Origin of the sequence: Mesorhizobium sp. M4A.F.Ca.ET.050.02.1.1, assembly GCF_003997725.1 — a bacterium.
In the GTDB taxonomy this organism is placed as follows: Bacteria; Pseudomonadota; Alphaproteobacteria; order Rhizobiales; family Rhizobiaceae; genus Mesorhizobium.
The window spans coordinates 1-13,029 of the sequence record NZ_RZSG01000086.1; the positions used below are offsets into that span (position 1 = coordinate 1).

Annotated in this window: 12 protein-coding genes and 1 tRNA gene; 6 read left to right on the forward strand and 7 right to left on the reverse strand. The window is 61.7% G+C overall.

What is annotated here, in order from left to right:
• Window positions 1–257: 257 nt before the first annotated feature.
• From EOA33_RS09195 to EOA33_RS09210, 4 genes are all read right to left on the reverse strand, one after another.
• Window positions 258–500 carry a Trm112 family protein gene (locus EOA33_RS09195; RefSeq protein ID WP_126057375.1) on the reverse strand — a complete coding sequence of 81 codons (243 nt, stop codon included), beginning with the start codon at window positions 498–500 and terminating at the stop codon, window positions 258–260.
• Window positions 501–669: 169 nt separating this feature from the next.
• Window positions 670–1,341 (reverse strand): LON peptidase substrate-binding domain-containing protein, encoded by a 672-nt coding sequence (locus EOA33_RS09200; protein ID WP_126057374.1) that lies wholly within the window; start codon window positions 1,339–1,341, stop codon window positions 670–672.
• 142 nt (window positions 1,342–1,483) lie between these two features.
• Window positions 1,484–2,455, reverse strand: coding sequence for a thioredoxin (gene trxA, locus EOA33_RS09205; RefSeq protein ID WP_126057373.1), 972 nt, complete (start codon window positions 2,453–2,455; stop codon window positions 1,484–1,486).
• Window positions 2,456–2,540: 85 nt separating this feature from the next.
• A complete protein-coding gene (locus EOA33_RS09210; RefSeq protein ID WP_126057372.1) occupies window positions 2,541–3,038 on the reverse strand; it encodes a prolyl-tRNA synthetase associated domain-containing protein in 498 nt (165 codons plus the stop codon).
• 209 nt (window positions 3,039–3,247) lie between these two features.
• Between EOA33_RS09210 and EOA33_RS09215 the strand changes: the two genes are divergently transcribed.
• The 3 genes from EOA33_RS09215 (at window position 3,248) to EOA33_RS09225 (ending at window position 5,908) form a co-directional block, all read left to right on the forward strand.
• Window positions 3,248–3,322: transfer RNA gene (locus EOA33_RS09215), tRNA-Gly, on the forward strand.
• Window positions 3,323–3,757: 435 nt separating this feature from the next.
• Entirely contained in the window at window positions 3,758–5,401 is a 1,644-nt protein-coding gene (locus tag EOA33_RS09220) for a peroxidase family protein (RefSeq protein WP_189347284.1), read from the forward strand.
• A 12-nt stretch (window positions 5,402–5,413) separates the two neighbouring features.
• On the forward strand, window positions 5,414–5,908 hold the full coding sequence (locus tag EOA33_RS09225; RefSeq protein WP_126057357.1) for a hypothetical protein: 495 nt from the start codon (window positions 5,414–5,416) through the stop codon (window positions 5,906–5,908).
• Between the two features lie 13 nt (window positions 5,909–5,921).
• Here the strand turns inward: EOA33_RS09225 and EOA33_RS09230 are convergent, their stop codons facing one another.
• Window positions 5,922–8,384, reverse strand: coding sequence for an adenylate/guanylate cyclase domain-containing protein (locus EOA33_RS09230; RefSeq protein ID WP_127405468.1), 2,463 nt, complete (start codon window positions 8,382–8,384; stop codon window positions 5,922–5,924).
• A 77-nt stretch (window positions 8,385–8,461) separates the two neighbouring features.
• Here EOA33_RS09230 and EOA33_RS09235 point away from each other — a divergent pair, with 77 nt between their 5' ends.
• Window positions 8,462–9,712 (forward strand): YcaO-like family protein, encoded by a 1,251-nt coding sequence (locus EOA33_RS09235; protein WP_126057355.1) that lies wholly within the window; start codon window positions 8,462–8,464, stop codon window positions 9,710–9,712.
• A gap of 73 nt (window positions 9,713–9,785) precedes the next feature.
• On the opposite strand, the gene EOA33_RS09240 is transcribed toward EOA33_RS09235, so the two are convergent.
• Entirely contained in the window at window positions 9,786–10,226 is a 441-nt protein-coding gene (locus EOA33_RS09240) for an Lrp/AsnC family transcriptional regulator (protein ID WP_126057354.1), read from the reverse strand.
• Between the two features lie 131 nt (window positions 10,227–10,357).
• Between EOA33_RS09240 and rocF the strand changes: the two genes are divergently transcribed.
• Both rocF and EOA33_RS09250 read left to right on the forward strand, forming a co-directional pair.
• Complete coding sequence (rocF, locus tag EOA33_RS09245) at window positions 10,358–11,290, forward strand: arginase (RefSeq protein WP_126057353.1); 933 nt, start codon at window positions 10,358–10,360, stop codon at window positions 11,288–11,290.
• A 2-nt stretch (window positions 11,291–11,292) separates the two neighbouring features.
• Window positions 11,293–12,351 (forward strand): ornithine cyclodeaminase, encoded by a 1,059-nt coding sequence (locus tag EOA33_RS09250; RefSeq protein ID WP_126057352.1) that lies wholly within the window; start codon window positions 11,293–11,295, stop codon window positions 12,349–12,351.
• Window positions 12,352–12,520: 169 nt separating this feature from the next.
• Here EOA33_RS09250 and EOA33_RS09255 read toward each other — a convergent pair.
• Window positions 12,521–13,029, reverse strand: a 509-nt coding sequence (locus EOA33_RS09255; protein ID WP_145989094.1) for a substrate-binding domain-containing protein, incomplete at its 5' end; no start/stop codon positions are given.

Sequence of the window (13,029 nt, forward strand, 5' to 3'; positions counted from 1 at the left end):
GGCTGACCGTGCTTTTGGAGGAGATGCCGCCGGCTTTGCCAGCCCCTCCGGACATCGCTGTGCTGTCCGGCAAGGCGGAGAGCGTCATGCCCAAGGGTCGGAATTTTCAGTAGGGATCGGCCCCAACGACGTCTTCACGCCAATGCATGTTGAAAACCGTCGAGATTGGCTGAGAAGCAAGGAGCAAAGCGACGCGGCGCGGACCCCAGGATGACGATGGGAGGAAGGGCTTCCGCCAAAGGCTACGCCCCCGCCATTTACGATGGCCCGCTCAGCCGCGGCGGCGACAGCAGATCCTCGGCGGAAATCGTCCGCGCCTCGGAAGGCAGCATGATCGGAATGCCGTCGCGCACCGGATAGGCGAGTTTGGCCACGCGCGAGATCAGCTCGCCACGCTCAGCATCCCAGGTCAGCGGACCCTTGGTCAGCGGGCAGGCCAGCAGCTCCAGGAGCTTCGGATCGACACTGGCCTTCTGTCCGTCACGCCCATCCGCAGCCATCGCACTTTTCCTTGTCCAACTGGTGCTTAAGGGTGTTGAGATTCAGGTCAGGCCGAGTCGAAAATGGCGGCTTCCGAGAACCGGAGCAGAGCGCACTTGAAGTACGTGAGCACCGGAAGCGCAGGAAGCCGCCGTTTGCAGGCCGGCCTCACCTGAATATCGATACACTCTATTGCAGGCTAGAGCCAAAGTCCTCACCCTCGCGCGCCAGCGCCATTTCGGTGATGGCGATCAGCGTTTCGGCGCGCGTCTTCAGGTCCGCCGCCTCGAGCAGCGCCTGTTTCTCGGCAGGGCCATAGGGCGCCATCATCGACAGCGCATTGACCAGCATGGCGTTCTCAGCGCGGCTGACGCTTTCCCAGTCGGCTTCGAGATCGTTGGCCTGTAAATAGGCGCGAAACGCTTTCAGCAGCGACGGCCGGTCGACTTCGGCGCCGGCGCGGTCTTCGTCGAGATCGGCGAGGAAAGGCGCGATCCGGCATAGCCGGAACGGCGTCTTGGTGGCGGCCTCATGCGTGATGCGAAACCGGCAGACGCCTTGCAGCGAGATCAGATAGCGGCCGTCGCCGCTCTCGGCCAGCGAGATGATGCGCCCGGCGCAGCCGACGCTGCACAGTTCCGGCTCGCCGTCGTCGCGCAGCGCGCCGTCGAGGCTGGGCTGGATGATGCCGATCAGTCGCGCACCCCCGACCGCCTCGTCGACCATCTGCAGATAGCGCGGCTCGAAAATGTTGAGCGGCATGCGCCCACCCGGCAAGAGCAGTGCGCCGGCAAGCGGAAACACCGGGATCGTCGCCGGCAGATCGGCTCCACGCCGGTAGTGCGCGTTTCCCGCCTGCAATCAGTCCTCCGATCGCCTGAAGCATCTCAAATCCGCGATCTCCTCCATCCCCGCGCGAAGCCGGGGCCGCGCGTCGTGCTCTAACATGGCGCACCTGCGCCCGGCCGCAAGCCCATCCGGAAAAAACAGCCGGCGAACGGCCTCAGGAAAACAGCAGCGACGACAGTTTGCGCCGCGCCGCCAGCGTCGCCTCGTCGGTCATGCCCCAGGCCTCGAAGAACTTCAGCAGCTGCGCCTTGGCGCCGTCATCGTTCCAGCTGCGGTCGGCCTTGATGATCGCCAGCAGATTGTCGGCCGCTTGCGTCCGCTCGCCCCGGGCGTTCTGGATCATCGCCAGGTCGAAGCGCGCCTGGTGGTCGGCCGGATTGGCGGCAAGGCGCCGCTCGAACTCCGCCGGATTGCCGAGCGAGGCGGCCTGCGCGGCAAGCGCGATCCTGGCGCGCAGCGCGGCAAGCTGCGGCGCGTCCTTCTTGTCTTCCGGCGCCCGCGCCAGAACGGCCTCGGCGCCTTCCGTGTCGCCGGCCTCGAACAGCACTTCGCCGAGCCCGGCGATCGCCTCGATCGTCTCCGGCGCCTGTTCGAGAATGGCATCGTAGATGTCGGCGGCGGTCTGGATGTCGCCCGCCCCGCGCGCCTCGGCTGCCGCCGCCAGCGCCTCGCCCACCTGGTTGCCGGCGCCGTTCTTGCCGCCGACCTTCTTGATGAATTCGGCGATCTGGCTCTCGGGGACGGCGCCCATGAAGCCGTCCACCGGCTGGCCGTTCTTGAAGGCGATGACCGCCGGGATCGACTGGATGCCGAGTTGGCCGGCGATCGAGGGATGATCGTCGATGTTCATCTTGACCAGCTTGACGGTGCCGCCTGCGGCCTTGACCGCCTTTTCGAGCTGCGGCGTCAGCTGCTTGCAGGGGCCGCACCACGGCGCCCAGAAATCGACCAGCACCGGCTGGCGGCGCGATTCCTGGATGACGTCGGCGGCGAAGCCGGCCGTCGTCGTGTCCTTGATGAGGTCGGCCGGCGCCTCGCCGAGCGGGAGCTTGGGCTCGCCGCCGCCATATTGCACGGTCGTGGCATACTGGCCGCCACTGTTGCCGAACGGATTGTTGTCGCTCATGTCCTTGCCCTTCCAGTCGCGCTGCCGGCCAGCGGGGAGGCGCGACAATCCTTGCCTAGGTCAGTTTTCGCCATCCATGTGGCGATCAAGCCGAGACTTTCAAGATAACAGCATCGTGTCCGGTTGCCTCGACGAATCTGACGAGGTCGGCCGAGGCGATCGAGGTCGTCGCCTCGTTGGTGAGCGGGTGGGCGTTGACGACCGCATGGCTCATCAACTCCTGGTCGAGCACGACCTTGACCCGCCGCCCGCTGTCGTTGATCAGGCCGAAGACAGTGACCGCGCCCGGAATGACGCCGAGCAGTTCCATCAGCATTTCCGGCTTGCCGAACGACACCCGGCTGGCGGCGCCGATCAGATGATGTATCTGTTTGAGATCGACCTCCGCCTCCTCGCCGACGCTGACGAGGAAGAAATTGTCCTTCTTGTCCTTGAGGAAAAGGTTCTTGGTGTGGCCGCCGGCGATCTCGCCGCGCAACGCCTGCGAATCGGCGACCGTGTAGAGCGGCGGGTGGCGCACCGTCGACACGCTGATGCCGAGGTTGGCAAGAAAGGCATTGAGCTCGGCTTCGGTCTTCGGCATCGGTCCTCACTTCATTCCGGCGGGCCATGCCGTTTACGGCCAATGGTGCCCTCTCGGCAAGGCCGTCCTGGAACCCTACGGCAAACCCAAGCGCCGCAAAGCGATGCCGATGGCACTTGAGAGCTGGCCGAAAAAAGCTCGTCATTTCCCTGTTGCAATCGCCGCGCTCTTCAGCCATATAGGCGCGGCTTGCGGCCGAGGCCGCGTGAGCGGGTGTAGCTCAGGGGTAGAGCACAACCTTGCCAAGGTTGGGGTCGGGCGTTCGAATCGCCTCACCCGCTCCAAATCTTCTCAGATTTGAAAAGCAAAAAGGGCCCGGGTAACCGGGCCTTTTTGCTGTCTGACGCAGGAGCGAGCGGGGGAGTTGCCTCGCGCGCAAGATGATTCCTGCCGCCAATTCTACCAGTGTATTCGTGTCTTACATTTCGAATGTAAGGGTTAGGCGGAATGGCATGGTCAAATACGGCTCCAGAAAGAAGACTAAGTGATTCGGCAAAACCGGAGCTGACAAAGAAGTTGAAGAAAATGTCGTGGCGACCAGAGAACTAGGCGAACACTTATGCTCCAGTCCAATTGTTATTTCTTGTATCTGGAGAAGAATTGAAAATTCCGCGAGGAGCCGAGCCATTCGCTCGCGAGGTTCCGTATCTCTGGACCGGTGCTGTTGGGTGTGATTAACTATTGTAGTTCAGGGCGCCTTTCGCAATCGAGGGATGCGAATGTCGAGGGTTCATGGTGGCGGATTACATGTCGTTGCGGACTACTCCGAAGCGCCTCCATTTTCTTTTCAAAACCAGTCACCCAGCTTCACCGTCTTTGACTTGGATGGGCGCTTCGCCGGCCTGAAGCTGGACGGGTTCTACGAACCGGAGAAGCGGTCCGTCGCGCTGTCGCCAAAAGGCGCAGAATTATTCCTCGCTGAAAGGCTGGTACCGGACTTACCGAAGGGTTCGACGCTCTACGGTCGCATCATGCCTACGGCGGAGCCTTCGGAGCTACCGGATCCGGCCGCGCTTGCAGCGCTCGGCGAAGCGATGATGGAAGGGGCCGGTGGTGTCACCGTCGGTGCGCATATGCCGGCCGCCTACACCTATCTCGGCCAGTTCATAGCGCATGATCTCTCGCAGATGCGGGATGAGGATCCTGCCTGTCCCACGCTGAATTGGCGCTCTGCAGCACTCGATCTGGACAGCCTATTCGGTCCTGTCGACCGACATTTGCAGCCGGTGCGCGACACATGCCTGAGCGCCGGTTTGCGACTGGGCAAAACGCACGGCCCCAACGCAGGCTTCGACGATCTGCCCCGCACCCGGCAAGGTGAGGCCGTGATTGCGGACCAGCGCAACGACAGCAATCTCGGGATCGCACAGTTCCACGTAGCCATGACCAGGTTCCACCAGGCCGTTGCCTCACGCTTTCCGCATGAGAGCGAGGATGAGCAGAGAAGCATCACCCGGCAGCATTTCCAGGCGGTGGTCCTGTTCGATTATCTGAAGCACGTGATCGATCCGGTTGTTTATCGCGACGTATTCAGGAATGGCCGCGCTGTCGTGCGACCAGATAGCAGTTTCGACAAGGAGCCGTTCCTTCTCCCGGTTGAATTCGCAGCAGCATGTTTCCGCTTCGGGCACAGCATGGTCCGCTCGGAATACATGACCTGGGGAAGGCAGAACGGCGGAGCGCTGGCAAGACTACTGGAGCTCACACATCTCGGAGGAGGCCTGGAAGACGGGCGCTTGCCGGCGGACTGGGTCGTCCATTGGCCGAATCTTGCCGGCGGAGGGCAGAACGCGCCGATAGAGGCGGCCCGGATTGATACTCACCTGGCGCAGAAGCTATTTCGACTGCCAGATTGGATGTTCCCGACCGAGCCTGGCTGTGAAATCGCAAGTACGGCCAATCTGGCGGCCCGCACACTTGTGCGGGGGCGGACCGTGCTCATCCCGAACGCACAGGACGTGGCGGCTCGTGTCGCCAGAAGTCTCCAGGGGAGACCAGACCTCGCGGTTCTCGAGAACTGGCAGATCGATCACCAAACGACCTGCTTGGTGAGCAAGTGCCTCAACGCGGGGATTTCCTACGGGGAGCGGCTGCGCGAGCGGACGCCATTGTGGTTTTATACAATTCGCGAGGCGGAGCATTTTCAGGGCGGCCAGCGGCTGGGACCGCTTGCCAGCCGCATCGTCATGGAAACGATCCATGCCGCCATACAGGCCACTCCAAATGGCATTGTTGATGCCCACAACCGGGTTTGCTTCGAGCCCAAGTCCGAACTCGGCGGACGCGGACGTGGCCCTTTCGGACCGGACGATTGCCCCTTTGCCCTACACGACCTTATCGCAACCCAACAGAAAGCCAGCTAGGAGGAGAAGGCCATGGCGTCGATAGTCGTATACAAAATGGTTCAAGGCGCAGAGAACAGGTTCCAGGGAATGAAGGAGGCCGGAGATCGAATAGCCTCCGCCACTCAAAACCCCAACAATGACGCGGACGTGATCCTTATCAAGACGCTGGATGACCTCATCACGGAAAAGGATTCCACAGGTGCTGCTCTTTACAAGAGCAAATACACGCATAGTAACGGTGTAGAATACACTCTAGAAATAGACACCAACAATGGAAATCCACCGAGCCATGGACAATACAAGTATAATGTAAACGGAAATTACATAAAATTAAAAATAGAGGCAAAAAGGGACAAGCCGGACAGCAACGGGAACGAAAACATGCGGCTTACGGCCCCAAGAGATCCAGTGATCCTTGCCAATGGGTCATACCTGGACAAAGTAATAACCGATGTAGGCGGGGTCGTCTCTGACGACGTAAGGAAGTATCTGTTCGGAACCATCATGCTGCGGCGCTGCAGATAATTGGGTTCGGGAATCATACCTCGATCAATTGCACCAGATCACGCCGATCCTCGTCCCGCTTGATTGGGAAGGCGCCTAGAAACCAGTCCAAGATGTCCTTCAAAGTCGGTGGTGCAGGTCCTGCCCAGGCTGCGGCAACGGACTCCTGCAATTGCATCAGCGCCGCGCGAGCTTCATCTGTTCTTCCCAGCCTGCACAGGGCGGCAGTCTTCCAGCCGGCGGTGTCGACTATTGCGTTTCTGGACCGATCGGCCGCCGCGATTGCGCCTTCGAAGTCTCCGGCAAAATAGCGGATTACCGAGATGTGTGACCACTGGTAGTCCAAAAACATGGATGTCAAATCCATTGCACGCTCCAAGAACTGAGTAGCTGGACCGACGCGGCCCATGAACGCCATACCCAGAGCAGCCGACACCAACGTTTTTGGACTGTTGGGGTTAAGTTCAGCGGCTAGTTCGTAGTGCACTTCCGACTGTTCGAAATGTCGAGTCATCGCCGTTGACCACGCAACGACCAAATGATTGCGCGCGTCGAGTGGATCGAGGGCGACAGCGCGCTGCGCCAGTTCGGCAGCCCGCTTCGTTATCGAAGGATCTGCCGCAATCCCCGGTCGAATGAATTGCCGCGCATTGTGGATGCTGGCCAAACTGGCGTAGGCCGGAGCGAAATTCTGGTCAGCAACGATCGCGCCTTCGAATAGCCGTTCGGCTTCGTCGTCGGCGTCTGGTGTCCAGCGAGTCAGTAGATCCTCGCCGCGCAACCAGGCATCATAAACACCGAGATCTTGCGGGAGTCCTCTAACCTGGCGTGACAGCCTGTCATGCGAGAGGTAAACCTCCAGAGTTGAAGCGATCTTTCCGACCACCTGCTTCTGCAAGGACAGCCAGTTTCCAAGCGAGAATCTAAATGCCTCGCTCCAAATGACATGGTTCGTACCGGGATCGCTGACCGAGACCACCAACTGCATATCATCCTGGCTGTCCACGCATTGGGCCGTCAGCAGATAGTCCGTGTCAGGACCCTCGATCGCGCCATCCTTCAACTCGATAACTGTGAACTCCCGAAATTTGGACAAGTTGGCGACTAATTCGGAGCGGAACCCCCAGACCAGGGGAGAGATTCTCTTGGGTCGAGCCTCGAACTTTCCAACCGCGAGCGTTGGCGCTGGTCCACCAGGCCGACGTGCCTTTTTGTTCTGAGACAACAGCGGTTCTGGAGCTTTCAGCGCTTCCGCCAAAGCTGTCGTTTCCACGCTTGGCGCCAGCTGATATCGCTCACGCAGAAATGCGCGCAGGGTTTCGTAAACCCGCATTGCGGCGGCGACGTTGTGCAATTCGGCATGGTGGCGGATAAGACAGCGTGCAGCGCGCTCATGGCTAGGCTCGAGCACCAATAGGGCATTTGCCGCCCTGCGCATTGCAGGTTCGGACATCTCGAAGCGTTCCAGCATGGCCTCTAAGGCCTCCAATGCGTGGTCACGCCAATTGTGCCTGGTCACGCTTAGCCACGCGCTGAACAGGTCGCTGGTGCCTTCCAGGCCAAATAAGATCGCCTCAGACCAATCCGATCGTTTGAGGAGCAGGTCGTCGATCTTGCCCTCTCCAAGATCCTTCAACATGCGAACGACATCGACGCTTATGCGCGAGGGGCTTAACCCGATAATATTTCCGCGCCTGAGAATTCCCGCCGCCGAGTCGCCCGCAATTGATTTTTCCGCGATCTGCAGGCAATTCGCCATTGCGCGCCGAGCGGCTACCTGGCTTCGTTCTGGCCAAATTAAGGTAGCCAGCCGGTCATGCACCTCCTGATAGTTGCTGGACAGTGCAAGGTAACCGATCAGCGCCTGCGCTTTCGGGGAACGCAATGCGATTGCTTCGCCATCTTCCCGGAAAAGGCCCAGCCCATCGATGACCGAAATCAGCCGCTGATGGCCGTTGTCTGGGACATCAGCAACGTTGGAAGCAACCACATAGTAGAGCGCCAGCGGCTCGGGCATATTCTTCAAGGCGGGCCGCCCGGCGAAACGAAACCGCCACCGCGCGGTGTTGCGGGCCGCCCAATAGACGTCTTGCGTTACGCACACGCCGCCCGGCTCGGCCATCGTCTGTACCCGGGCAGCAACGTTTATTGCATGGCCGAACACATCGCCGTCACGACGATGAACCTCTCCAATATGCAGTCCGATCCGGAACCGACTGTAAAACGGTCTCTTGTCCAGGAGATCGGCCAGGGTACCCTGCATGAAAATGGCGTAGTCGATGGCGCTCGATACACCGTCAAACAAGATCAGGACCCCATCGCCGGTCGTCTTTATGAACTCTGCGCCGAATTCCTCGCAATGGGTTTGAAAGAGTTGGAAACAGAGCGAAACGAGATCCAGGGTTCCAAGTTCATCGGCGGCGGTCAGCCGGCTATATTGAGCCAGATCCGCAAACAGAATTGTTCTAAGTGCCGCTCGCTCCGATCGCGCTTGCATGGCCGCCCGCTGCCTGCCCTGTCGAATGTGCTATTCTGCTCTCCAACGCGGGCTTAGTCGACGGCACAACGACACTCATGACAAATGCTTTCATGAATGGTTGCGAACACGCCAGGGTCGGCGAACTGTTCAACGTGATTGACTTGCCTGTGACGGATGTTCCGGTTCACTTCGCGATCGCGATCCCGAATGATGCCTTGTTGCAATTGCCAATGATGCCTCGCGCAGCAATGCCAGAAACAGGCAGACTGGCCAGCGGTCGCGGATTGAGCATCGACGACTGCCGGGCGAGTTGCCTCGGCGAGGCAGCGGAACTCTTCAGTTGCTGCTCGTGGGGTGACGAGCCGGTGATCACCGCTACGGCCGACGAGATCGGACCGGCGGCAATCGCACCTGAAAGCCTGAATGGCTTCAGTCCAGATCAGATCGTAGCCCGCGCTGCGTGGAATAGAGAAAACACCGGCTTCGACTGGCGACCTCCGATCCGGCATCAATCTGCGGTGCTGGATTGGCTTAGGGTTGAGGATGCATTTGGCGGCGATGGGGCGTTCATACCCGCAGACTTCGCCTTCATAGGACGTCGAGAGGCCGGCGATGAGGCCGCGGTAGCGATCGGCGACAGCAATGGGTGCGCGGCAGGGACCACCGCGGACGCTGCGAAACTGGCGGCCATCCTGGAACTGGTTGAGAGGGATGCTACCGGTAGATGGTGGTATGGAAGAAGGCAGCGCCAAATCATTGATTTGTCCTGTCTCATCGGCATCGATACGCTTGTCGACTGGCTATTGCATCGCGGACGTCGAACCTGGCTCTTCGATATCACCTCTGATATCGACATCCCGGTGGTGGCCGCCGCTTCAGCAGAACCGGACGGCAAGGACGTCTCGCTAGGCTTTTCTGCTGGCCAAAGCCTCCAATTGGCAGCCACGGCCGCGTTGACGGAAATGCTTCAGATGGAAATTTCGCTCGGGGCTGCGCGAGCGCTTGGTGACAATGCTGGCGGTTGGCGGCGATGGCGAGAGAAAGTCTCAATGACGACCCCACCTCTGAACATGGCCTCGATCCAACAGGTCGCGCCAAATCGATCTCCTCCTGCGGGCGAGCGTGACCTGTCAGACGTACTCAACGCCTTGGCGCACAGAGGAATCGATTTGTGGTTTGCCGAAATGACACGCGCGGAATTCGGCATTCCCGTGTTTCGCGCTTTATCGACCCTGCTTTGTCATTACAAGCCACGGTTCGCACCAGCCCGTCTCCTGGCTCCCGATGCCCGCGATCTAAGCTGCGGCGCCGGTTCGCCAGCCGACCAGCCGCTGCTTTTGATTTAGTTCCAAGGCCCGCGGCCTTTTCGCTTTCTGGGGACTGACGCCTCGGTGTCGGCGTTGCGGCTTTTGCTTCGACCTACGCCAGCCGCGCCCGCGTCGTCCTCGGTGTCGCCAGCAGCAGGCTGGTTTCGCTCCCCGTTATGCCGGGGATCAGCCGTATCCGCCGCAGCACGGCGTCGAAATCGGTGAGCGACGCGGTTCCGAGTTCGACCACCAGGTCCCAGCGGCCGTTGGTGGTGTGGATGGTGGAAACCTCGGGGAAGCCGCCCAGCGCCCTGATCACACGGTCCGCTGCGTGGCCCTCGATCTCGATCATCATGACGCCGCGCATGCGCTGGTCGACCGCGTCGGCGCGCAGCACCACCGTGTAGCCGATGATCTCGCCCGCTTTCTCCAGCCGCTCCATGCGCGATCGCACCGTCGCGCGCGAAACGCCGAGGTCGACCGCGAGATCGGAGACGCTGCGCCGCGCATCGTGCCTCAGCAGCGTCACCAGCCTTTCGTCAAGCGTATCCATGATTTTCCATTTCGATCAAACTATATGTCCAATATGATAGATCAGCCTTTTCGAAATGCCAATTTCGCCTGTTCAATCCGCCACCGGATGATGGTTCACTCCTGCGATCAATCGCAAGGACGGAAAGAATCATGCGCTGCAGGATCGTTGGCGCGCCGGTGCAGGACGGTGCGGGCAGGATGGGATGCGAGATGGGGCCGAGCGCGTTGCGCACGGCCGGGCTGGTCTCGGTGCTGGCGGAACTCGGCCACCAGGTCGAGGACTGGGGCACTGTAGAGAAGGCTGAGGGACGCGCCGTCGTTCACGGCAATCTCGCGCTGAAAGCGCTGCCGGAGATTTCCGCCTGGACGGCGGCGATCGCCGAGACCGCTTACGCGGCTTCCCGGGAAGCCATGCCGATCTTCCTTGGTGGCGACCATTCGATCTCCGCCGGCACCGTATCCGGTGTCGCCCGCCGGGCCGCGGAGCTTGGCCGGCCGCTCTTCGTGCTGTGGCTCGACGCGCATCCGGATTTTCACACCCTCGACACCACCACCAGCGGCAATCTGCATGGCGTGCCGCTCGCCTATGCCAGCGGTCGCCCCGGCTTCAACGGCTACTTTCCCGACCTGCCGCAAGCGGTCGATCCTGCCCGCATCTGCGCCATGGGCCTGCGCAGCGTCGATCCGGCCGAGCGCCGCGCGCTGAACGAGGCGGGCGTCACCGTGCATGACATGCGCACTATCGACGAGCATGGCATTGCGCCTTTGCTGCGCGCCTTCCTGGCCAAGGTCGAGCAGGAAAACGGCCTGCTGCATGTCAGCCTCGATGTCGATTTCCTCGACCCGTCGATCGCGCCGGCCGTCGGCACCACCGTGCCCGGTGGCGCCACCTTCCGCGAGGCGCATCTGGTGATGGAGATGCTGTCCGACAGCGGGCTGGTTTCCAGCCTCGACCTGGTCGAGCTCAACCCGTTCCTCGACGAGCGCGGCCGGACCGCCACCCTGATGGTCGACCTCACCGCCAGCCTGATGGGCCGTCGCATCATGGACCGCCCGACCCGCAGCCATTCCGGAAGCCTCTGATCATGACCCAACCGTCCCGCCTTGCCATTGTCCCCTTCGTCAGCGTCGACCGCATGATGAAGCTGGTGCTCGCCATCGGCGTCGAGCGCTTTCTCACCGAGCTCGCCGCCTATATCGAGGAGGATTTCCGCCGCTGGGAGCTGTTCGACAAGACGCCGCGCATCGCCTCGCACAGCCATGACGGCGTCATCGAGCTGATGCCGACCAGCGACGGCAAGATGTACGGCTTCAAATACGTCAACGGCCATCCGAAGAACATGCGCGAGGGCCGCCAGACGGTCACCGCCTTCGGCGTGCTGGCCGATGTCGGCTCCGGCTATCCGATGCTGCTGACCGAGATGACCATCCTGACGGCGCTGCGCACCGCCGCCACTTCCGCCGTCGCGGCCAAATATCTGGCGCCGAAGGGTTCGCGCGCCATGGCCATCATCGGCAACGGCGCCCAGTCCGAATTCCAGGCCATCGCCTTCAAGGCGCTGCTCGGCATCGACAGGCTGCGGCTCTACGACATCGATCGCCAGGCTTCGGAAAAATGCGCCCGCAACCTTGCCGGCAAGGGTTTTGACATCACCATCTGCGCCACCGGGCAGGATGCGGTGGAAGGTGTCGACATCATCACCACGGTGACCGCCGACAAGCAGTACGCCACCATTCTCACCGACAACATGGTCGGCTCCGGCGTCCACATCAACGCCGTCGGCGGCGACTGCCCCGGCAAGACGGAACTGCATCGCGACATCCTGTTGCGCTCCGACATCTTCGTCGAGTTTCCGCCGCAGACGCGCATCGAGGGCGAAATCCAGCAGCTCGACGCCGACCATCCGGTGACCGAGCTGTGGCAGGTGATGACCGGCAAGGCGCAAGGCCGCAGGGCGCCGGAGCAGGTCACGCTGTTCGATTCCGTCGGCTTCGCAACGGAGGATTTTTCCGCGCTGCGCTATGTTCGCGACCAGTTGCAGGCCACCGGCCTCTATGAGGAGCTAGACCTGCTCGCCGATCCCGACGAGCCGCGCGACCTGTTCGGCATGCTTTTGAGGGCAGGTTTGCAGCCGGCGGCTTGAGGGAATGAGCACGTATCTCCCCCCTTGAGGGGGAGATGGCCGGCAGGCCAGAGGGGGTCGGTTCGACTGGGCTCGGCCTGCTTGTGCAGATGGAGGTTGGCGCTTCATGCGCAGCGACCCCCTCTGTCGCCTTCGGCGACATCTCCCCCTCAAGGGGGGAGATTACGCGCTACCCGCGCAACGGCGCGCAGCTTTCGCGTTCGACGAGGACAGGCGTCAGGACTTCCCGTCGCGACGGCGCGGCCGGCTCGCCGAGACGTTCCAGCAGCAGGCTCACTGCCCGCGTTCCGATCTTCTCCACCGGCTGCGCGATCGTCGTCAACGGCGGCCAGGTGGTGACGGCGTAGGGGATGTCGTCGAAGCCGACCAGCGACATGTCGTCGGGAACGCGCAATCCGCGCGAACGCAGCGCGGTGATGGCGCCCATGGCCATCAGGTCGTTGCAGGCGAATACCGCCGTGATGTCGGGCGCCTGCGTTAGCAGCCGCTCCATAGCCAGCCGGCCGCCGGCGAAATGATAATCAGAATCGACCACTGCTGAGGCAGGCAGGTCGACGCCTGCTTCCCCCAGCGCCCGGGTGAAGCCGCGCAGGCGGGCCGGGCTGGAGCTCGAATCGCGCGGGCCGCCGATGACGCCGATCCGCTTGGGCCCGAGCCCGACCAGGTGCCGGCCGGCGA